17 protein-coding genes are annotated in these 20480 nt (G+C 70.4%); 8 read left to right on the forward strand and 9 right to left on the reverse strand.

Annotation, left to right across the window (positions count from 1 at the left end; all coding sequences use genetic code 11):
* Positions 1-71 precede the first annotated feature (71 nt).
* From meaB to EUA93_RS01670, 3 genes are read right to left on the reverse strand one after another with little or no spacing between them, the layout of a single operon-like run.
* On the reverse strand, positions 72-1082 hold the full coding sequence (gene meaB, locus EUA93_RS01660; protein WP_129398177.1) for a methylmalonyl Co-A mutase-associated GTPase MeaB: 1011 nt from the start codon (positions 1080-1082) through the stop codon (positions 72-74).
* Entirely contained in the window at positions 1082-3277 is a 2196-nt protein-coding gene (scpA, locus tag EUA93_RS01665; RefSeq protein ID WP_129398179.1) for a methylmalonyl-CoA mutase, read from the reverse strand. Before scpA ends, meaB begins: the two co-directional genes overlap by 1 nt.
* Positions 3274-5142: a methylmalonyl-CoA mutase family protein gene (locus tag EUA93_RS01670; protein WP_129398181.1), complete on the reverse strand. Its 1869-nt coding sequence runs from the start codon at positions 5140-5142 to the stop codon at positions 3274-3276. The genes scpA and EUA93_RS01670 overlap by 4 nt, the downstream gene beginning before the upstream one ends.
* A gap of 105 nt (positions 5143-5247) precedes the next feature.
* Here EUA93_RS01670 and EUA93_RS21745 point away from each other — a divergent pair, with 105 nt between their 5' ends.
* The 4 genes from EUA93_RS21745 (at position 5248) to EUA93_RS01690 (ending at position 9162) form a co-directional block, all read left to right on the forward strand.
* Positions 5248-6066, forward strand: a complete 819-nt coding sequence (locus EUA93_RS21745; protein WP_207208581.1) for a DUF4328 domain-containing protein — start codon at positions 5248-5250, stop codon at positions 6064-6066.
* 69 nt (positions 6067-6135) lie between these two features.
* Entirely contained in the window at positions 6136-7701 is a 1566-nt protein-coding gene (locus tag EUA93_RS01680; protein WP_165355022.1) for a BCCT family transporter, read from the forward strand.
* A complete protein-coding gene (locus EUA93_RS01685) occupies positions 7701-8633 on the forward strand; it encodes an ABC transporter substrate-binding protein (RefSeq protein ID WP_129398185.1) in 933 nt (310 codons plus the stop codon). Before EUA93_RS01680 ends, EUA93_RS01685 begins: the two co-directional genes overlap by 1 nt.
* 31 nt (positions 8634-8664) lie before the next feature.
* Positions 8665-9162 (forward strand): Hsp20/alpha crystallin family protein, encoded by a 498-nt coding sequence (locus EUA93_RS01690; protein ID WP_129398187.1) that lies wholly within the window; start codon positions 8665-8667, stop codon positions 9160-9162.
* 9 nt (positions 9163-9171) lie between these two features.
* Here EUA93_RS01690 and EUA93_RS01695 read toward each other — a convergent pair whose 3' ends face one another.
* Genes EUA93_RS01695 through EUA93_RS01705 form a run of 3 tightly spaced genes read right to left on the reverse strand, consistent with a single transcriptional unit; the run spans position 9172 to position 12667 of the window.
* On the reverse strand, positions 9172-9948 hold the full coding sequence (locus tag EUA93_RS01695) for a succinate dehydrogenase/fumarate reductase iron-sulfur subunit (RefSeq protein WP_207208582.1): 777 nt from the start codon (positions 9946-9948) through the stop codon (positions 9172-9174).
* Positions 9948-11846, reverse strand: a complete 1899-nt coding sequence (locus tag EUA93_RS01700; protein WP_207208583.1) for a fumarate reductase/succinate dehydrogenase flavoprotein subunit — start codon at positions 11844-11846, stop codon at positions 9948-9950. The genes EUA93_RS01695 and EUA93_RS01700 overlap by 1 nt, the downstream gene beginning before the upstream one ends.
* Complete coding sequence (locus EUA93_RS01705) at positions 11846-12667, reverse strand: hypothetical protein (RefSeq protein WP_129398189.1); 822 nt, start codon at positions 12665-12667, stop codon at positions 11846-11848. The genes EUA93_RS01700 and EUA93_RS01705 overlap by 1 nt, the downstream gene beginning before the upstream one ends.
* 161 nt (positions 12668-12828) lie before the next feature.
* Here EUA93_RS01705 and EUA93_RS01710 point away from each other — a divergent pair, with 161 nt between their 5' ends.
* Genes EUA93_RS01710 through EUA93_RS01720 form a run of 3 tightly spaced genes read left to right on the forward strand, consistent with a single transcriptional unit; the run spans position 12829 to position 16320 of the window.
* Positions 12829-13512: a succinate dehydrogenase cytochrome b subunit gene (locus tag EUA93_RS01710; RefSeq protein WP_242497200.1), complete on the forward strand. Its 684-nt coding sequence runs from the start codon at positions 12829-12831 to the stop codon at positions 13510-13512.
* A gap of 31 nt (positions 13513-13543) precedes the next feature.
* Complete coding sequence (locus EUA93_RS01715; protein ID WP_129401031.1) at positions 13544-15580, forward strand: fumarate reductase/succinate dehydrogenase flavoprotein subunit; 2037 nt, start codon at positions 13544-13546, stop codon at positions 15578-15580.
* Positions 15577-16320: a succinate dehydrogenase/fumarate reductase iron-sulfur subunit gene (locus EUA93_RS01720; RefSeq protein WP_129398191.1), complete on the forward strand. Its 744-nt coding sequence runs from the start codon at positions 15577-15579 to the stop codon at positions 16318-16320. The genes EUA93_RS01715 and EUA93_RS01720 overlap by 4 nt, the downstream gene beginning before the upstream one ends.
* A 211-nt stretch (positions 16321-16531) precedes the next feature.
* Here EUA93_RS01720 and EUA93_RS01725 read toward each other — a convergent pair whose 3' ends face one another.
* The 3 genes from EUA93_RS01725 to EUA93_RS01735 form a co-directional block, all read right to left on the reverse strand.
* On the reverse strand, positions 16532-17473 hold the full coding sequence (locus tag EUA93_RS01725) for a hypothetical protein (RefSeq protein WP_129398193.1): 942 nt from the start codon (positions 17471-17473) through the stop codon (positions 16532-16534).
* 261 nt (positions 17474-17734) lie between these two features.
* Positions 17735-18790: a YihY/virulence factor BrkB family protein gene (locus EUA93_RS01730; protein WP_129398195.1), complete on the reverse strand. Its 1056-nt coding sequence runs from the start codon at positions 18788-18790 to the stop codon at positions 17735-17737.
* On the reverse strand, positions 18790-19299 hold the full coding sequence (locus EUA93_RS01735; protein ID WP_129398197.1) for a 2'-5' RNA ligase family protein: 510 nt from the start codon (positions 19297-19299) through the stop codon (positions 18790-18792). Before EUA93_RS01735 ends, EUA93_RS01730 begins: the two co-directional genes overlap by 1 nt.
* Before the next feature lie 50 nt (positions 19300-19349).
* Between EUA93_RS01735 and trpS the strand changes: the two genes are divergently transcribed.
* On the forward strand, positions 19350-20408 hold the full coding sequence (gene trpS / locus EUA93_RS01740) for a tryptophan--tRNA ligase (RefSeq protein WP_420819071.1): 1059 nt from the start codon (positions 19350-19352) through the stop codon (positions 20406-20408).
* The last annotated feature ends 72 nt before the right edge of the window (positions 20409-20480 follow it).

Genomic DNA, 20480 nt, shown 5'->3' on the forward strand with positions numbered 1-20480 from the left:
GTCCTCCATCAGATCAGTGGCGGGCTGCGTTCGCCCCGTCGTGTCGCACATCCTGCCCACGGCACCGGATCTCAAACGGACGTGTCGCCGTCGTAGGCCGCCAGGAGCCGGTCCGCGGCCAGCGGCGCCGGGAGATCGCCCGCCAGGACGGCACGGCGTACGTCGTCGCGCACCGCTGCGACGCCGGCCGACGACCGCAGTCGCTGGTCGAGCTCGTCGCGCACGAGCGCCCAGGTGAAGTCGAGCTGCTGGGCGGCCCGCTTGTGCGCGAGGCCGTCGGCGCCGAGGTGCTCGCGGTGGGAGCCGACGCGGTCCCAGACGTCGTCGACCCCGGACCCGGTGAGGCCGGAGCAGGTGACCACCGGCGGCGCCCATTCAGCGTGGCCGCGCACGAGCCTCAGCGCACCGGCGAGCTCGCGGGCCGCGACACGCGCCTCGCCCTCGTGGTCGCCCCCCTGGGCGTCGGCCTTGTTGACCGCGACCACGTCGGCGATCTCGAGGATGCCCTTCTTGATGCCCTGCAGCTGGTCGCCGGTGCGCGCGATCGTCAGGAAGAGGAACGTGTCGACCATCCCGGCGACCGTCACCTCCGACTGGCCGACGCCGACCGTCTCGACGAGCACGACGTCGTACGCGGCAGCCTCGAGCACCAGCATCGCCTGCGTCGTGGCGCGTGCGACACCTCCCAGGGTGCCGGCCGAGGGCGAGGGCCGGATGAACGCGTTCGGGTCGACCGACAGCGCCGCCATCCTGGTCTTGTCGCCGAGGACGGAGCCGCCGGTGCGCACCGACGACGGGTCCACGGCCAGGACGCCGACACGGTGGCCCGCCGCGGTCAGGCGGGTGCCGAGGGCCTCGATGAAGGTGGACTTCCCCACCCCGGGGACTCCGGAGATGCCGACGCGCGTCGCCGGGGGCAGCTCGTCGGTGGCGAGCGACGTCAGCAGCTCGCGCGCGGCCACCCGGTGCTCGGCGCGCGACGACTCGACGAGCGTGATGGCGCGCGAGACGTCGGCGCGCCAGCCGGAGCGGACGCCCTCGACCAGCGCCGCGACGTCCACCTCTCGGGAGGGCCGAGCCATCAGCTGCGCAGCCGCGCCAGCAGGTCGAGCGCGGACTCCGCGATCACGGTGCCGGGCAGGAAGACCGCGGCGGCGCCCATCTCCTTGAGGGTGGCCACGTCGTCGGGCGGGATCACGCCGCCGATGACGACCATGATGTCGGGACGGCCCTGGTCGGCCAGCGCCTGCTTGAGCGCCGGCAGCAGCGTGAGGTGCCCGGCCGCCAGCGAGGAGACCCCGACGATGTGGACGTCCGCGTCGATCGCCTGCTGGGCGACCTCCTCGGGCGTGGAGAACAGCGGCCCCACGTCGACGTCGAAGCCGAGGTCGGCGAAGGCGGTGACGACGACCTTCTGGCCGCGGTCGTGGCCGTCCTGGCCCATCTTGGCGACGAGGATGCGCGGGCGGCGCCCCTCCTCGGCCTCGAACTCCTCGGTCGCGGCGAGCACGGCGGCGACCGCGGAGCCCTCGGGACCGTCCCCGCCGGACTTGGCTGCCTCGTCGCGGTACACGCCGCTGATCGTACGGATCACGGCCTGGTGGCGACCGTAGACCTTCTCCAGCGCGTCGGAGATCTCGCCGACGGTCGCCTTGGCGCGGGCCGCGTCGACGGCCAGCGCGAGGAGGTTGCCCTCGAGGGAGCCGCCGCCGACCGCACCGCGCTCGGCGCTGGCGGTCAGCGCCTCCAGCGCACGGCGTACGTCGTCGTCGTTGCGCTCGGCGCGCAGCCGCTCGAGCTTGGCGACCTGCTGCTGGTAGACGTCGTCGTTGTCGACCTTGAGCACGTCGAGCTTGTCCTCGGCCGCGAGCCGGAAGGTGTTCACCCCGATGACCTTCTGCGCACCCGAGTCGATGCGCGCCTGGGTGCGGGCGGCCGCCTCCTCGATGCGCATCTTCGGGATGCCCTGCTCGATCGCGGCGGCCATGCCGCCGGCGCGCTCGGCCTCCTGGATGTGCGCCCACGCGCGCTCGGCGAGGTCGTGGGTGAGCTTCTCGACGTAGTAGGAGCCGGCCCACGGGTCGATGACCTGCGTCGTGCCGGACTCCTGCTGCAGCAGCAGCTGGGTGTTGCGGGCGATCCGGGCCGAGAAGTCGGTCGGCAGCGCGATCGCCTCGTCGAGCGCGTTCGTGTGCAGCGACTGCGTGTGGCCCTGCGTGGAGGCCATCGCCTCGATGCAGGTGCGGCCGACGTTGTTGAAGACGTCCTGCGCGGTCAGCGACCAGCCCGAGGTCTGGCTGTGCGTGCGCAGCGAGCGCGACTTGGGGTTCTGCGGGTCGAAGTCGTCGACGAGACGGGCCCACAGCGCCCGGGCCGCGCGCATCTTCGCGACCTCCATGAAGAAGTTCATCCCGATGGCCCAGAAGAACGACAGCCGCGGCGCGAACTGGTCGATCGTCATGCCGGTCTCCAGGCCCGCGCGGATGTACTCCACGCCGTCGGCCAGCGTGTAGGCCAGCTCGAGGTCGGCCGTCGCTCCAGCCTCCTGGATGTGGTAGCCGGAGATCGAGATCGAGTTGAAGCGGGGCATCTTCTGCGAGGTGAAGGCGAAGATGTCGCTGATGATCCGCATGCTCGGCGACGGCGGGTAGATGTAGGTGTTGCGGACCATGAACTCCTTGAGGATGTCGTTCTGGATGGTCCCCGCGAGCTGCTCCGGCTTCACCCCCTGCTCCTCGGCCGCCGCGATGTAGAGCGCGAGCACCGGCAGCACGGCGCCGTTCATCGTCATCGACACCGACATCTCGTCGAGCGGGATCCCGTCGAAGAGGGTGCGGGTGTCGTAGATCGAGTCGATCGCCACGCCGGCCATGCCGACGTCGCCGCGCACGCGGGGGTGGTCGGAGTCGTAGCCGCGGTGGGTCGCGAGGTCGAAGGCGACCGACAGGCCCTTCTGCCCGGCGGCGAGGTTGCGGCGGTAGAACGCGTTGGACGCCTCGGCGGTGGAGAAGCCGGCGTACTGCCGGACCGTCCAGGGCTGGGTGGTGTACATCGTCGGGTAGGGCCCGCGCAGGAACGGCGCGATGCCCGGCCACGTGTCGAGCCCGTCGAGGCCCGCGAGGTGCTCGGGTCCGTAGACCGGCAGGATGTCGATCCCCTCGGGGCTGCTCCACGGCTCGGACTCGTCCGCTGGTCGGGCAGCCGAGGCGCCGTCTCGAAGGGAACGAGGCGTGTCGGCACCCAGTCCGACCTCGGCGAAGTTCTTCGGGATCGTCATCGGGCGAGCTCCTCTCGGATCCGGGCCAGGAAGCCGAGCGCATCGACTCCCACGGCGCACGAGTCGTCCACGTCGCCAGGCCCATTGCCTTGCATGAGGGCGGTCCGCTCCCCCGGCTTGCCCGCCAGCACGACGTACGTCGCGCCTGCCGCACGCAGCGCGGCGACGAGATCGGCGCCCCACTCGGCGTACGCCGCGTCGGTGCCGGCCAGGCACACCACGGGCTGCCCGGCGTGGGCACGCACGACGTCGTCGACCGAGCCGGTGGCACCGGCGGCCTCGACGGCGACGCCGCCGGCTGCGAACAGGTTGGTCGCGAAGGTGGCGCGCGCGGTGTGGGCCGCGATGGGCCCCATCGTGGCGAGGAAGACCGGGCTCGCAGCGGGCTCGGAGCGCAGGTCCTCGAAGGCGGAGCCGTAGTGCACACCGGCGCGGCCCCAGGGGGCGCGCTCCGGGATCGCCTCGCCGAGGTTCGGGAACTCCGAGATGCCGGTCAGGGGGCGCGAGCGGTCGGCGACCTCGGCGTCGCGCTGGGCGCGGACGGCAGCGACCCGCTCCTTGACACCCGCCGCGGCCCGCTCGCCGAAGCCACCGTCGGCCTCGATCCGGCCCAGCTCCGCCCAGCCGGCGACGGCGAGGTCGTCGGTGAGCTTCTCGACGGCGTACGACCCCCCGGCGGGGTCCGTCACCGCGGCGACGTGCGACTCCTCGATGAGGAGCGAGGAGGTGTTGCGGGCGATGCGGCGGCCGAGGGCGTCGGGCAGGCCGAGCCGCTCGTCGAACGGGATCACCGTCACCGCGTCGGCGCCACCGACGCCGGCCGCGAAGGCGGCGATGGTGCCGCGGAGCATGTTGACCCAGGGGTCGACCTTGCCCATGATCGCGCGGCTCGTGACGACGTGCTGGCGCTGGGGGACCTCCTGCGCACCCGACACCTCGAGCACTCGCGCCCACAGCCGGCGGGCCGCGCGGAGCTTGGCGATCGCCGGGAACTGCTCGTCGGTGACGGCGTAGCGGAACTCGAGGAGCGCGGCGGCCTCGTCGACGGAGAAGCCGGCCTCGGCCAGCAGGCGGAGGTAGTGGACGCCGACGGCCATGGTCCAGCCGAGCTCCTGGGCGTCGCTCGCGCCGCGGTCGTGCAGCGCCGTGCCGTCGACGACGGCTCCGAGCACGCCGAGGGCCTGCGCCCGGCGTACGGTCGCGACGAACGTGTCCGCCACCGTCGAGCCGTCGTCACCGATGCGCTCGCCGAACGCCAGCGCGGTCGCCGGGTCGGCGGACAGGTTGTTGCGAGGGTGCGGGTCGCCCGCGGTGTCGTCGAGCAGGCGGGCCAGCGCCTCGGACTGCTCGGCGGTCGGTCGGTCCAGGCTGACCGGCGCGAGGTCGAGCAGGACGCCGCGCAGCGCGGTGGCGACGGCCGAGGTGTCGGCGAGGTCGGACGGGTCGAGGTGGAGCGAGGTGGCGCCGTTGTCAAGATCGACCAGCGCGGCCTCGTTCATCTGCGCGGCGTCGTCGCCGACGAGCGAGGTGCGCACGTCCCACGCACCGGCACGCGCGGGCCGGCCCGAGGTGGTCAGGCCGTCGAGGTCGGACGGCTGGCCGATCGGGGCCACCTCGATGCCGTCGAGCGTGGTGCGGGTCAGGGCCGCCCAGACGTCGGAGTCCGGGGCGTCGTCGGCGAGGCGGCGCGCCTTGCGCAGGACGGCCGCGGTCGCCGTCTCCCAGGCACCCACGTCGTAGGTGTCGCCGTCGCCCACCAGGCGGAGCGAGCCCTCCTCGGGCTGCAGCTCCTCGGGCTCCGCGAGCCCCCCGTCGACGGGGCCGTCGGCAGGGCCGTCGGCAGGGCCGGCTTCTGGGTCGGTCATGACCGCACAATAGGACGGTCGTCACGCGGGCGACACCCTGTCGACTGTGGGATGGATCACCGCGTTCGGCAGTCCCGGACGCCCGCCCTCACTACGCTCCCGCCCATGTCGACTCCGGGGGAGGGTTGGTACGCCGACCCGCGTGACGGTCGGTGGCTGCGCTGGTGGGACGGGCACCGATGGACCGAGCACGTCCACCCCGTCGCACCGACGCCCACGGCGCACCACCCCGACCTGCCTCGTCGGTGGGCACTGTTGTCGGCCCTCACCCAGCTCGCGCTCGTCGGCATGGTGGTCTCGAGCACCTACGGCATCTGGGTCGATCGCCAGGTCCTGGCCTTCGACGAGGAGGTGCGCCTGCTCCCCGACTCCGTGACCCCGGCCGACGGCCGGCGCATCGACTCGCTGCTGCTGTCGACCCTCCCCGCCAGCGCGTGGATGCTGGTGACCGGCGTCCTCTTCATCGGCTGGCTCTACACCGCGCACCACAGCAGTCGCATGGACCGCTCCGTCATGCGGCACGACTCCGGCTGGGCGATCGGCGGCTGGTTCGTGCCGGTGATGAACTTCTGGCAGCCGTTCCGGGTCGTCACCGACGTCCGCCGCGGCGCCACGGGCGACCCGCGGACGGTGGTCCCCCTCAGCCAGGTGTGGTGGTGGGGACTGTTCGCCGGGCAGTACGTCCTCAGCTGGGGCGCGCAGCTGCGGGCGAGCGCCACTGCCGCGGCCTACCCGGACGCCCCCGCCCTCGGCTACTCCCGCGTCGTGGTCGACGTCGCGCGGGTGCACCAGTGGACGTCGCTGATGACGATCGCGGCGGCCGTGCTGGCGATCGTGGTGGTCCGCGACCTGACCCGACTGGTGCTCACCGACAGAACTGGACAAGATCAATTCAGAAACGCGACAACAGGATTGACAGGCTGACCTCGACCCCGACAGGGTTGCTCGAATCCTCCGGGTGAGCCCTCGCCCGTGTCCTGGGCGGGAGATCTTGTGAAGCGCATCCTGAAGGACGTCGACCCCATCGTGTTCTGGGGCTCGGCCTTGCTGATCGGCGTCTTCGTCGCCTGGGGCCTCTTCGCCCCCACCAGCCTCGGCAGCGTCATGACGAGCGCGCTCGGCTGGGTGATCGGCAACTTCGGCTGGGTGTTCGTGCTGATCGCCTTCGCCGTCCTCGTGCTCTGCATCTTCCTCGCGCTCCACCCGTGGGGCCGGCTGCGGCTCGGCCCCGACGACTCGCGCCCGGAGTTCGGCACGTTCTCGTGGATCTCGATGATGTTCGCCGCCGGTCTCGGTGCCGGCCTCCTCTTCTACGGCATCACCGAGCCCGTCTCGCACTGGACGTCACCGCCCCACGGCCTGGCCGACCCCGAGTCGGAGGCCGCGGCGCTGGTGGCCCTGCGCTACACCTACTTCCACTGGGGCTTCAACGGCTGGGCGATGTACGCCGTCATGGGCGGCGCGATGGCCTACTTCAGCTTCCGCAAGGGGCTGCCGATCCTGGTGAGCTCGACCTTCACCCCGATCCTCGGGCCCGACGCCAACAACAGGCCCATCGGCCGCCTGATCGACGCCCTGGCGATCGTCGCCACGCTCTTCGGCACCGCCACTGCCCTGGGGCTCAACGGGCTCCAGCTCAACAGCGGGCTCAACTACCTGCTGGACGTGCCGAAGTCCAACGCCGTCGCGGTCGCGATCATCGTGGTGGTGACGCTGCTCTTCGTCATCTCCGCGACGTCGGGTGTCGAGAAGGGCATCAACTTCCTGGCCAACCTCGGCTCGTTCGCCACGATCGGCCTCTTCCTCTTCTTCCTGGTCGTCGGCGGCTCGACCGTCCTGGTGATCTCGCAGGGCATCGAGTCGATCGGCAACTACGTCATCCAGGTGCTGCCGATGTCGCTCCAGACCGGCGTCGGCGACGAGCAGTGGATGGCCGGCTGGACGCTCTTCTACTGGGCCTGGTGGGTCTCGTGGGCCCCCTTCGTCGGCATGTTCGTCGCCCGCATCTCGCGTGGTCGCACGATCCGCGAGTTCATCATCGGCGTGGTCGCCGCACCCACCGGCTTCGGCTTCCTCTGGTTCGCCATCGTCGGCGGCACGGGCATCGAGCTCCAGCGCAGCGGCAAGGCCGACATCGTCGGCTCGCTGGCCACGCCCGAGCTCTCGCTCTTCACCGCACTCGACGTGCTCCCGATCCCCGCCATCAGCGCCGGCCTCTGCATCGTGCTGATCGCGCTGTTCTTCATCAGCGGCGCCGACGCCGCATCGGTCGTGATGGCCACCATGGCCTCGCGCGGGTCGATCACGCCGTCGAAGTTCGTCACCGTCGTGCTCGGCCTGCTGATGGGCGGCATCGCCTGCGCGATGCTCCTCGTCGGCGGACTCACCGCGCTCCAGCAGGCGGCGATCCTGGGCTCGGTGCCCTTCACGTTCGTCCTGGTCGGCGTCGCGTGGTGCTGGGTCAAGGCGCTGCGCGAGGAGGGCCGCGAGCCGAAGCGCGACGGGCCGGAGGACGGCGTACGACCCCAGCAGCGCGCACGGGCCGGAGACGCCTCGTGATGCGCCGCGCACGTGCCCTCGTGGCAGTCGTCGCCCTCGGCGCCGCGCTCCTCACGGCCTGCGGGGAGAACTCCGAGCGGGACGCCTCGCAGCAGCCGCAGGGCGCGTCGCTGCGCGTCACGATCGGCACGCAGGAGTTCCCCGAGGCGCTGGTGCTCGGCGAGCTCTGGCGCCAGGCGCTGGCGGTCAACGGCTACACCGTCAACCTGCGCAAGGCGGTCGGTCCTGCCGAGGACCTCGACCAGGCCCTGCGCGACGGCGAGGTCGACGGGTACGTCGCCTACACCGGCACGGTGCTCTCCATCGTCGCCGGCGAGGAGGTCACCGGCCTCGACCCCGAGCAGACCTACGAGGCGGTGCGCGACTACTACGAGGGCCAGGACATGGTCGTCAGCGAGCAGACGCCCTTCGAGAACAAGGACGCCATCGCCGTGGCCGACGCGTTCGCCGAGGAGAACGGCCTCACCTCGATCGCCGACCTCGCCGACCTCGACTCCTTCGTGCTGGGCGCCCGCCCCGAGTTCGAGGACCTCGACCTCGGCCTCGTCGGACTGCAGGAGGTCTACGGCCTCGACAACGCCCGCTTCGTGCCGTCGGAGCTCGGTGACCAGTACGCCATGCTCGACGACGGCGACGCCGACGCGGTCGACGCCTTCACCACCGACCCGCAGCTCAGCGGCGGGCGCTACACGCTCCTCGACGACCCCGAGCTGCTCTTCGGCTCGCAGAACGTCGTGATGGTCGTCGACGAGGGCAAGCTCGACTCGATCGACTCCGAGGCCTTCATGAACGTCATCGACACCGTCAACTCCGAGCTCAGCGAGGACGCGATGGTGCAGATGAACGCCGAGGTCACCGACGGCCGGAGCGAGGTCGACGTGGCCCGCTCGTTCCTGCGTCGGGTCGGCCTGATGACCCCGCTGCGCAGCTGACCCACCCGCCGTCCGAGACCAGGAGACACCGATGCCCGACCGCCGCAACCCGTTCGAGGGCGTGACCGACTTCGTCAGCGAGCTGTCGCGCCTCCGCACACTCGGCGTGCACGGCTCGATGGAGTCCGCCGAGGTTGCCGAGCGCACCCACGCCTCGGCCTGGGTGCCGAGCACCGACATCCTCGCCCGTGGCGACGACCTGCTCATCCGGATCGAGCTGGCCGGCGTCGACCCCGAGGACGTCGACCTCCGGTTCAGCCACGGCGTGCTCACCGTGTCCGGCGCGCGCCACGCCGAGGACGACGGCGAGGACGGCGCGGCCTTCCTGGTGCGCGAGCGCTACTACGGCGAGTTCCGTCGCGCCATCACGCTCCCGGAGAAGACCACCCCCGACGACATCGAGGCGGCCTTCGAGGACGGTCTCGTCACCGTCACCGTCACCGGGGCGGCGGCCGACAGCGAGAGCAGCCGGATCCAGGTCGCGCACAAGAGCCGTGGCGCGCGCTCGCGGCGCAAGCCGACCAGCTAGGGCCGGAGCTCAGACCTCGGCGCGGCCGTCATTGTCCTTGTTGCGCAGGCCGATCTTGCTGCCCAGCCACACCAGCGGGTCGTACTTCCGGTCGACGACGCGCTCCTTCATCGGGATGATCGCGTTGTCGGTGATGTGGATGCCCTCCGGGCACACCTCGGTGCAGCACTTGGTGATGTTGCACATCCCCAGGCCCGCCGCGTCCTGGGCCAGCTTGCGGCGGTCGTGGGTGTCGAGGGGGTGCATGTCGAGCTCGGCGTAGCGGATGAAGAAGCGCGGGCCGGCGAAGTGCTGCTTGTTGTCCTCGTGGTCGCGCACCACGTGGCACACGTCCTGGCACAGGAAGCACTCGATGCACTTGCGGAACTCCTGGCCGCGCTCCACGTCGACCTGCATCATCCGGCGCTTGCCGTCGGCGTCCCGCGGGCCCAGCTCGGCGTACGGCAGCTCCTTGGCCTTCTCGTAGTTGAACGACACGTCGGTCACCAGGTCGCGGATCACCGGGAAGGTGCGCATCGGGGTGACCGTGATCGTCTCGGTCTCGTCGAAGTCGGAGAGCCGGGTCATGCACATCAGCCGCGGCCGCCCGTTGATCTCCGCGCTGCACGAGCCGCACTTGCCGGCCTTGCAGTTCCAGCGGATCGCCAGGTCTCCGGTCTGGGTCGCCTGGAGGCGGTGCAGCGCGTCGAGGACCACCTCGCCGTCGGACACCTCGACGGTGTAGTCGGTCAGCTCGCCGCCGTCGCCGTCCCCGCGCCAGACGCGGAGCTTGAGGTCGTAGGCCATCAGGACTCCTTCTTCGGCTCGGCCGGTGCGGTCTCGAAGTACTTCTTGAGCTCGTCGGGCATCTCGGGCAGCGGTTTCTCGCTGAGCACGACGCCGGTGCCGGCGTCGTCGAGGCTGACCACCAGGTTCTTGTGACCCCACACCTCGTGGTCGGTGGCCGGGAAGTCGTCGCGGGTGTGGCCGCCGCGCGACTCCTCGCGCGCGAGCGCCGCCTTCGCGATCGACTCCGAGACGACCAGCATGTTGCGCAGGTCGATCGAGAGGTGCCAGCCGGGGTTGTACTGCCGATGACCCTCGACCGTCATCGCCTTCGCCCGCTCCTTGAAGGCCTCGATCTCGGTGAGCGACCGCTCGAGCTCGCCGGCGGTGCGGATGATGCCGACCAGGTCGTTCATCGACTGCTGGAGGTCGGCCTGGATGGAGTACGGGTTCTCCCCACCCTCGGTCCCGAAGGGTGCGACCGCGCTCGCCGAGGCGGCCTCCACGTCGGCGTCGGCGACCGTCGGCCGGGCGCTGCCCAGCCCAGTGGCGTACGACGTCGCGGCCTCGCCGGCCAGCTTGCCGAAGACCAGCAGGTCGCCGAGCGAGTTGCCGCCGAGCCGGTTCGAGCCGTGCATCCCGCCGGAGCACTCGCCGACGGCGTACAGCCCGGTGACGGCGCTCTCCTGGGTGTCGGGGTCGACCTCGACGCCGCCCATCACGTAGTGGCAGGTCGGGCCGATCTCCATCGGCTCGGCGGTGATGTCGACGTCGGCGAGCTCCTTGAACTGGTGGTACATCGACGGCAGGCGCTTGCGGATGAAATCCGGGCTGCGCCGCGAGGCGATGTCGAGGTAGATGCCTCCGTGCGGAGTGCCGCGGCCCGCCTTGATCTCGGAGTTGATCGCGCGGGCGACCTCGTCGCGCGGCAGCAGCTCAGGTGGGCGCCGGTTGCTCTTCTTGTCGTCATACCAGGCGTCCGCCTCCTCCACCGTGTCGGCGGTCTCGGCCCGGAAGAACTCGGGGATGTAGTCGAACATGAAGCGCGTGCCCTCGGAGTTCTTCAGGATGCCGCCGTCGCCGCGCACCGACTCGGTGACGAGCAGGCCCTTCACCGACGGCGGCCAGACCATGCCGGTCGGGTGGAACTGCACGAACTCCATGTTGATGAGGCTGGCGCCGGCACGCAGGGCGAGCGCGTGGCCGTCGCCGGTGTACTCCCACGAGTTGGAGGTGACCTTGAACGACTTGCCGATGCCACCGGTCGCGAGGATCACCGCCGGTGCCTCGAAGAGCACGAAGCGGCCGGTCTCGCGCCAGTAGCCGAAGGCGCCGCTGATCCTGCCCGCCCGCCCTGGGCCCGTCGAGGGGTCCTTGAAGAGGTCGGTGATCGTCAGCTCCATGAAGACGTCGATGCCGAGCTGCACGGTGCGCTGCTGGAGGGTGCGGATCATCTCCAGCCCGGTGCGGTCGCCGACGTGCGCGAGCCGGGCGTACTTGTGGCCGCCGAAGTCGCGCTGGGAGATCAGCCCGTCGTCGGTGCGGTCGAACAGGGCGCCCCAGTCCTCGAGCTCCATCACCCGCTCGGGCGCCTGCTGCGCGTGCAGCTGCGCCATCCGCCAGTGGTTGAGCATCTTCCCGCCGCGCATGGTGTCGCGGAAGTGCACCTCCCAGTTGTCCTCGGGCCAGCGGTTGCCCATCGCCGCCGCGATGCCGCCCTCGGCCATGACCGTGTGCGCCTTGCCGAGCAGCGACTTGCAGACCACCGCGACCCGGGCCCCCGCGTCGTGCGCGGCGATCGCCGCCCGCAGCCCCGCTCCCCCGGCGCCGATCACCACGACGTCGTACGCGTGCCGCTCCATGCCCGCCTGCGCGTCGGGCGACATCTCGTTGCCGGTCATCGGATGGCGGTCGCTCATCAGAAGAACCTCAGGTCCTGGATCGTGCCGGTGGCGAGCAGGAGGACGTACAGGTCGACGAGGGCGACCGAGAACAGCGAGTACCACGCCCACCTGCCGTGGCTCTCGTTGAGCCGCGAGACCCAGGTCCAGAGCCGGTAGCGCACGGGGTGCTTGCTGAAGTGGCGCAGCCGGCCGCCGACGATGTGGCGGCACGAGTGGCACGAGAGCGTGTAGAGCCAGATGAAGGCGACGTTGGCGATCATCAGCAGGGTGCCCAGCCCCATGTGGACGCCGCTCGTCTCGCCGTCGCCGACGGCGTACTCCGCCGGCATCGGGCGGAAGGCGAGCAGCACGTCGTAGGTCAGCACGAGGCCGACCAGCACAGCGGCGTACCAGAACCAGCGGTGCACGTTCTGCAGGACCAGCGGGAAGCGGGTCTCGCCGGAGTACGCCTGGTGCGGCTCGGCGACGCCGCACGCGGGCGGGCTCAGCCAGAACGCGCGGTAGTAGGACTTGCGGTAGTAGTAGCAGGTCATCCGGAAGCCCAGCGGGAAGACCAGGATGATCAGCGCCGCCGAGAGCGGGAACCACCCGAAGGGCTGGCCGAAGTCCGACGCGCCCTCCACGCAGTCGCCGAGGCAGGGCGAGTAGAAGGGCGAGAGGTACGGCGAGGCGTAGTAGTCGCGACCCATGAAGGCGCGCACCGTCGCGTAGACCACGAACGACGAGAAGACGACGAAGGTCGTGAGTGGTTGCAGCCACCACCGGTCCTGGCGCAACGTCCGCGCCTCGATGTGCGCACGGGTCGTACTGGTCACGCCGTGGTCGGTCGAGGCCATGCTTCCTCCGTGCCGGTCTGGGGTCCGGTCGACATCTGTGACTATGACGCGCATCACACGGGAGTGGAAGGGGGATACGTCACACGGCCTCGGCGAGTCGCGCGACGAGGTGTCGCGATACCGTGCACGTTGTGGCAACCCAAACCAATCCCCCCAGTCTGGTGAAGGGCGCGAAGGCATCGCGCACCACCATCGCCCTGAAGATGGCCATGGCCGTGAGCGGCTTCATCTTCCTCGGGTTCGTGCTCGCGCACATGTACGGCAACCTGAAGGCGTTCGGCGGGCACGACGCGTTCAACGAGTACGCCGAGCACCTCCGCGAGATCGGTGAGCCGATGCTCCCGCACGCGGGCCTGCTGTGGATCCTGCGCGTCGGGCTGATCGCCTCGCTCGTGGTCCACGTCTACTGCGCCGTCGTCCTCTGGCGTCGTGCCGCCCGCGCGCGCACCACGAAGTACGTCGTGAAGAAGGACACCGGTGCCACGCGCGCCAGCCTCCTCATGCGGTGGGGCGGGCTGACGATCTTCCTCTTCCTGATCTGGCACCTGCTGAACTTCTCGATCGGCAAGGTCAACGTGCAGGGCGGGGCGACCAACGACCCCTACAACCTGCTCGTCGACACCTTCGACGTGTGGTGGCTGACGCTCATCTACATCGTCGCGATGCTCGCGCTCGGCGCCCACCTGCACCACGGCATCTGGAGCGCCGCCCAGACGCTCGGCTGGACGGGCACCGCGGCCAAGCGCCACCGCGCCAAGGTCTTCGGCTTCGTCGTCGCGCTGATCGTCTCGGTCGGCTTCTCCCTCGTCCCGCTCGGTGTCCTCACCGGCATCATCACCAAGTAAGGGGTCACCTCTCGTGAGCCACGACATGGACATGCCCGACACCGTCACCGCGACCGAGGCCTCCCCCACCGGAACGCTCGACGGGGACTACGACGACGCTGCCGGCTACTACACGCCCGGCACGCCGCTGATCGACACCAAGGCCCCCGACGGCCCGATCGCCGACCGCTGGCAGAACCGCAAGTTCGAGGCGCGACTGGTCAATCCGGCCAACCGCCGCAAGCTGAGCATCATCATCGTCGGCACCGGCCTGGCCGGCGCCTCGGCCGCCGCCACGCTCGGCGAGGCCGGCTACAACGTGAAGACGTTCTGCTACCAGGACTCCCCGCGGCGCGCGCACTCGATCGCGGCCCAGGGCGGCATCAACGCGGCGAAGAACTACAAGGAGGACGGCGACTCCGTCCACCGCCTCTTCTACGACACCGTCAAGGGCGGCGACTACCGCTCGCGCGAGGACAACGTCTACCGACTGGCCGAGGTCAGCACCAACATCATCGACCAGTGCGTCGCGCAGGGCGTGCCCTTCGCGCGTGAGTACGGCGGCCTGCTCGACAACCGCTCCTTCGGTGGCGTGCAGGTCTCGCGCACGTTCTACGCGCGCGGCCAGACCGGCCAGCAGCTGCTGATCGGCGCCTACCAGGCGCTCGAGCGCCAGATCTCGGCCGGCACGGTCTCGATGCACTCGCGCCACGAGATGCTCGAGCTCGTCGTCGCCGACGGCAAGGCGCGCGGCATCATCGCCCGCGACATGATCACCGGCGAGATCCAGACCCACCTCGCCGACGTCGTCGTGCTCGCCTCCGGCGGCTACGGCAACGTCTTCTACCTCTCCACCAACGCGATGGGCTCCAACGTCACCGCGGCGTGGCGCGCGCACCGCAAGGGCGCCTACATGGCCAACCCCTGCTACACGCAGATCCACCCGACCTGCATCCCGGTCACCGGCACGCACCAGTCCAAGCTGACGCTGATGTCGGAGTCGCTGCGCAACGACGGCCGCATCTGGGTCCCCAAGGACCAGGCCGACTGCGACAAGGACCCGCGCGACATCCCCGAGGAGGCGCGTGACTATTACCTCGAGCGGATCTACCCGGCCTTCGGCAACCTGGTGCCGCGCGACATCGCCTCGCGTGCGGCGAAGTACCAGTGCGACGACGGCCGTGGCGTCGGGCCCGAGGTCGACGGCGTACGACGCGGGGTCTACCTCGACTTCGCCGACGCGATCGAGCGCCTGGGTCGCGACGCGGTGGAGAACAAGTACGGCAACCTCTTCGACATGTACGCCCGGATCACCGGCGAGGACCCCTACACGGTCCCGATGCGGATCTACCCGGCCGTGCACTACGTCATGGGCGGCCTGTGGGTCGACTACGACCTCCAGTCGACGATCCCCGGCCTGTTCGTGACCGGTGAGGCCAACTTCTCCGACCACGGCGCCAACCGCCTCGGCGCCTCGGCGCTGATGCAGGGCCTGGCCGACGGCTACTTCGTCCTCCCCCACACGATCCGCGACTACCTCGCCGACGGGCCGTTCGAGCCCATCGCCGAGGACCACCCCGCGGTCGTCGAGGCGCGCGAGTCGGTCCAGGGCCGCATCGAGCACTTCCTCACGGTCAACGGCGAGCGCAGCGTGGACTCCTACCACCGCGAGCTCGGCAACATCATGTGGGAGTACTGCGGCATGGAGCGGACCGAGGACGGCCTGAAGAAGGCGATCGACCTCATCCGCACCCTGAAGGACGACTTCTACCGCAACGTGAAGGTGCTCGGCACCGCCGAGAGCCTCAACCAGTCCCTGGAGAAGGCCGGCCGCGTCGCCGACTTCTTCGAGCTGGGCGAGCTCATGTGCATCGACGCCCTCAACCGGCGTGAGTCGTGCGGCGGCCACTTCCGCGGCGAGTCGCAGACCGAGGACGGCGAGGCGCTGCGCCACGACGACGAGTTCGCCTACGTGTCCGCATGGGAGTGGGCCGGCGACGACGAGTCCAACCAGATGCGCGCACCCGTCCTGCACAAGGAAGACCTGGTCTACACGGCCATCGAGATGAAGCAGCGGAGCTACAAGTGAACCTGACCCTGAAGATCTGGCGCCAGCCCGACGCCGCGAGCGCCGGGGCGATGCACACCTACCAGCTGGCCGACGTGTCCGAGGACATGTCGTTCCTCGAGATGCTCGACGTGCTCAACGAGCAGCTGAACGCCGAGGGCGAGGACCCGATCGCCTTCGACTCCGACTGTCGCGAGGGCATCTGCGGCATGTGCGGCCTGATGATCAACGGCGAGGCGCACGGCCCGGAGGTCACCACGACCTGCCAGCTGCACATGCGCTCGTTCAGCGACGGCGAGACCATCACGATCGAGCCGTGGCGCTCCGACGCCTTCCCCGTCCTCAAGGACCTGGTCGTCGACCGCAGCGCCTTCGACCGCATCATCCAGCAGGGCGGCTTCATCTCCGTCAACACCGGCTCGGCCCCCGAGGCCCACTCGGTGCCCGTGCCCAAGGACGACGCCGACCGCGCCTTCAACGTCGCGACCTGCATCGGCTGCGGCGCCTGCGTCGCCGCCTGCCCCAACGGCTCGGCCTCGCTCTTCATGGGTGCCAAGATCACCCACCTCGGCCTGCTCCCCCAGGGACAGCCCGAGCGGGACGAGCGCGTGGTCAACATGGTCGCCCAGCACGACCACGAGGGCTTCGGCGGTTGCACCAACATCGGCGAGTGCACCGCCGCCTGCCCCAAGGAGATCCCGCTCGACGTGATCTCCCAGCTCAACAAGGACCTCCGCACCGCGATCCGCCACGGGCACTGATCCTTCGCACATCCGAGGGCCGGGGGGCTTCCCCCGGCCCTCGTGGCATCTCCGGCTCGAGCGGCTGAGCTTTGGGCGGTGAGTGAGCCACATTCCGTGCCCGCAGATTGTGGGTCACTCACCGCTCATCTCGTGTCTGCGCCTCAACACGCCCGTGGGCGGTGCGTGAGCCACATTCGACGGGTTGAGAACGTGGCTCACGCACCGCTCGTCAGGCCGCACGTGCCTCTTTCACCAGGTCCTCGAGCCGCCGGAACAACATCAGCCACGCACCCTCGAAGTCGGGCTCCGGACCGCCATGGCCCTGCTTGCGGAGGGCGCCGTGGATCCGTCTGACGGTGGCCCTCGGTGAGCGCATCAGCTCCTTGGTGACCTGCTCGTACGCCGTGGCGTTGCGGCGGTAGGCGGCGTAGCGGTCGATGTCGGCGAGGTACTGGCCGCGGTCGTCGAGGTGCTGACCGCCTTCGTACTCGACGACGAGGTCGTAGTCCTCGAAGTGCTGGTCAGGAGTCAGCTCGGTCCCGTCGGGCAGCGTGGTCCTCTCGTTGACCTCGGGCACCGGCAGACCGGCGAACACGACGTACGCCAGCAGCTCGGCCTCGGGGATCGAGCGCGGCCGGTCGTCCAGGAAGGGCAGGGCGTACGCCGTCTCGGCCGCCCCGCGTCGCCACTTCTCGTCGGTGAGGAGCTGGTCGAGGAGCACGCCGTCGAGCCGCTGCTGGTACAGGAGGAAGCAGCCGATCCTGATCGCGTCGATGAGCCGCGCGTCCGCGCAGTAGGCGACGTACGCGGCCTCCACCGAGACGCCGTCCTCGTCGCACGGCGGAATCTTGACCGTGCGGTGCAGGAACACGCCGTCGAGCACCAGGTGGAGGTCACCCTCGACGACGAAGTGGAGCGGGAACGGCGAGCCGACGTCGATCCCGAGCTGACGCAGCCGGGTCGTGCCCGTCGTACGCGCCGCGTGCGGGAGCGCCAGCCGCGCGGCCTCCACGTGGTCGGCCCACGTCGTCTCGTGGTCGCGGTGGACGTAGACCGCTTCGTGCACGCGTCGGAACCTCACGCCCTCGAGGACCCGCGCCGTGATGCCGGCGTCCAGCGCGGACCGACGACCGAACGGGCCGTGGAGGAATTCTTCCGGGATCCGGGTCATGCACGCATCTCGCCACGGCGACGGGCCGCATCGCACCCGATGGACATCGGACCTGTGGAGGGGTGCCTCAGCACTCGCCCTGTGGACGTTTCGTGGCCCGCCTCGGAGCGGTGAGTGAGCCACATCTGAGGCGCGGCGATCGTGGTCACGCACCGCCCACCGGCGCGCGCCCGCCCGACACGCGCCGAGCGGTGAGTGAGCCACATCTGAGGCGCGCGGATAGTGGCTCACTCACCGCCCCAGCGGAGGAGAGGGGAGGGGTCAGCGCCGGCGGCGGAGGAGGGCGACGAGCCCGAGCATCGAGGCAGCCCCGGCGGCGAAGGCGGCCTTCGGGGAGGAGGCGGGCGAGAGGCCCGCGGGGGCGGGTACGACGGCCGCTGCCGCAGCGAGGTCGATGCCGGGCCCCTCGACCGTCTGCTCGGCGACCGTGCGGGCCTCGCGGGCGGCACGCGCCTCGGGCGAGGTGTGGGCCCACGCGGCGGCGTAGCAGACGACGCGGGAGAAGTAGTTGATCCAGATGAGGAGGATCAGCGCGATGCCGAAGGCCTGGACGGCCGGCTGGTCGCGGGTCGCCTGGAGCAGGAAGGTGGAGGCCTGCTTGAGCAGCTCGAAGGCGATCGCGCCGAGCGCGGCGCCCGACCACAGCGAACGGCTCGGGATCCGGGGGTCGGCGAGGGTCTTGAAGAAGGTGAAGAAGAGCAGCGCGTTGGCCGCCAGCCCGACGGCCAGCGCCAGCACCCACAGCAGCGGCTTGGCGCCCACGCCGAGGCCGACGAGGTCGAGCAGCGGCGTGGCGACCTTGGTGGCGACGCCCGAGACGGCCACGCTCACGAGCAGCACGGAGCCGAGGGTGAGGAGCGCGACGAGGTCGCGCAGCTTGCCGACGACGAAGTTGGGCTGCTCGAGCTGGGGCTCCTCGAAGACCTCGACCAGGGCCGTCCGCATGCCCGAGAGCCAGCCGAGGCCGGAGTAGAGGGCGGTCAGGATGCCGATGCTGAGCAGGCCGGGCGCGTTGTCCTGGAACGTCGACAGGCTCAGGCCGCCCTCGCCCCCGACGAGCCCGGGCAGCAGCGAGTCGATTGCCTGCAGCAGGTCGTCGTCGGCGTGGGAGTAGGCCCGCGAGACCAGGCCGACGACGGCGAACGCCACGGCGAGGATGGGGAAGAACGACAGGAAGGCGAAGTAGGTCACCGACGCCGCGAGCGCGCTGCCCTTCACGGCCCCGTAGTGCTCGACCATCCGGACCAGGTGGTCGACGAACGGCCGCCGTTCGCGGACCTCCGCGACGCGTTCCTTGATGTTCGAGACGAGTGACATCAGCCGAGGACGTACTCGTCGGTGGGCTGCCAGCCGGCGTCGGCGTCGTGGACGTAGAGCTTGAACGCGTCGACGGAGAAGCGGCACTCGAAGCCGGCGAGGTCGTCGAAGGCGCGGTCGAGGGTGGGGTCGTCGAGGTGGTGCGCGACCGTCACGTGCGGGTGGTAGGGGAAGTCCAGGTCGACCGCGAGCGGCCCCTGGCGTACGGCGTCGGCCAGCAGCTCGCACGCGGAGATGCCCTCGGCCAGGGTGACGAAGACGACGGGCGAGATCGGCCGGAAGGTGCCGGTGCCGCGGAGGTGGATGTCGAACGGCTCGACGTTGCCCGCCGCCTCGGCCAGGTGGGAGGTCACCTCGTCGAGGTCGTCGGTGGAGACCTCGGCCGGCGGGATCAGCGTGATGTGCGTCGGGATCTGCGTCGCCGTGGTGTCGCCGACGGACGTCCGGTAGTCCTGGAGCTCGCTCGCCCAGGGCTCCGGGATCGCGATCGCTACTCCGATGGTCGGCACACGACGACCCTACAGAACCCGATCGCTGCCCCTGACCACCGCGTGAAAGGATCGGCGGCGTGAGTGACACCTTCCGCGCCGCCCAGGCCCGCAGCGACGCCATCGAGGAGCAGATGGCGACGGACCCGGCCTCGCTGCGCATGCTGACCGGGGACCGTCCCACGGGCGCGTTGCACATCGGCCACTACTTCGGCTCGATCCGCAACCGCATCCGCCTCCAGGACAGCGGCGCGGAGATCTGGCAGCTCATCGCGGACTACCAGGTGATCACCGACCGTGACGTCGCCGGCGACATCGCGGGCAACGTCCGCAACCTGCTGGTCGACAACATCGCCGCCGGCCTCGACCCGGACAAGGCGACGATCTTCACCCACTCCTCGGTGCCTGCCCTCAACCAGCTGATGCTCCCGTTCCTCAGCCTGGTCAGCGTCGCGGAGCTGCAGCGCAACCCCACCGTCAAGGACGAGGCCAAGTCGGCCGGGATCACCTCGATCGGCGGGCTCCTGCTGACCTACCCGGTGCACCAGGCCGCGGACATCCTGTTCTGCAAGGCCAACGTCGTGCCGGTCGGTCGCGACCAGCTCCCCCACCTCGAGCAGACGCGCGTCGTCGCGCGCCGCTTCAACGACCGCTACGCCCCGGTCTTCCCCGAGCCGGGCGCGCTGCTGTCCGAGGCGCCGCTGATCCTCGGCACCGACGGCACCAAGATGAGCAAGTCGAAGGGCAACGTCGTCGAGCTGCGGATGACCGCCGACGAGACGGCGAAGAAGCTCAAGGGCGCCAAGACCGACAGCGACCGCGTCATCACCTACGACCCGGACGCACGCCCCGAGGTCGCCAACCTGCTGACCCTCATCGGGCTCTGCGAGGGCGTCGATCCCGCAGCGGTCGCCGAGGAGATCGGTGACGGCGGCGGCGGCGCGCTCAAGGGTCGGCTGACCGACGCGATCAACACCGAGCTCGCCCCGCTGCGGGCCCGTCGCGCCGAGCTGCTGGCCGACCCGGGCTACCTCGACGACGTGCTGCGCGGCGGCAACGCGCGCGCCAACGAGGTGGCCGAGGCGACGCTCGACGAGGTGCGCGCGGCGATGGGCATGGTCTACGCCTGATCTGGCGAAGTGACGAACGTCACATGACGTGTGACGCTACTCACGAGTAGTTTCCCCTCAACGGTCGGTCGG

Source organism: Nocardioides oleivorans (assembly GCF_004137255.1).
Classification (GTDB): Bacteria; Actinomycetota; Actinomycetes; order Propionibacteriales; family Nocardioidaceae; genus Nocardioides; species Nocardioides oleivorans.

What these genes read in the sequence shown, in the direction of transcription:
- EUA93_RS01670 (WP_129398181.1), bottom strand. Translation starts at nt 5,142, where the DNA reads ATGACCGACCCAGAAGCCGGCCCTGCCGACGGCCCTGCCGACGGCCCC.
- EUA93_RS21745 (WP_207208581.1), top strand. Translation starts at nt 5,248, where the DNA reads ATGTCGACTCCGGGGGAGGGTTGGTACGCCGACCCGCGTGACGGTCGG.
- EUA93_RS01690 (WP_129398187.1), top strand. Translation starts at nt 8,665, where the DNA reads ATGCCCGACCGCCGCAACCCGTTCGAGGGCGTGACCGACTTCGTCAGC.
- scpA (WP_129398179.1), bottom strand. Translation starts at nt 3,277, where the DNA reads ATGACGATCCCGAAGAACTTCGCCGAGGTCGGACTGGGTGCCGACACG.
- EUA93_RS01700 (WP_207208583.1), bottom strand. Translation starts at nt 11,846, where the DNA reads ATGAGCGACCGCCATCCGATGACCGGCAACGAGATGTCGCCCGACGCG.
- EUA93_RS01715 (WP_129401031.1), top strand. Translation starts at nt 13,544, where the DNA reads ATGCCCGACACCGTCACCGCGACCGAGGCCTCCCCCACCGGAACGCTC.
- EUA93_RS01730 (WP_129398195.1), bottom strand. Translation starts at nt 18,790, where the DNA reads ATGTCACTCGTCTCGAACATCAAGGAACGCGTCGCGGAGGTCCGCGAA.
- EUA93_RS01685 (WP_129398185.1), top strand. Translation starts at nt 7,701, where the DNA reads ATGCGCCGCGCACGTGCCCTCGTGGCAGTCGTCGCCCTCGGCGCCGCG.
- EUA93_RS01695 (WP_207208582.1), bottom strand. Translation starts at nt 9,948, where the DNA reads ATGGCCTACGACCTCAAGCTCCGCGTCTGGCGCGGGGACGGCGACGGC.
- EUA93_RS01705 (WP_129398189.1), bottom strand. Translation starts at nt 12,667, where the DNA reads ATGGCCTCGACCGACCACGGCGTGACCAGTACGACCCGTGCGCACATC.
- EUA93_RS01725 (WP_129398193.1), bottom strand. Translation starts at nt 17,473, where the DNA reads ATGACCCGGATCCCGGAAGAATTCCTCCACGGCCCGTTCGGTCGTCGG.
- meaB (WP_129398177.1), bottom strand. Translation starts at nt 1,082, where the DNA reads ATGGCTCGGCCCTCCCGAGAGGTGGACGTCGCGGCGCTGGTCGAGGGC.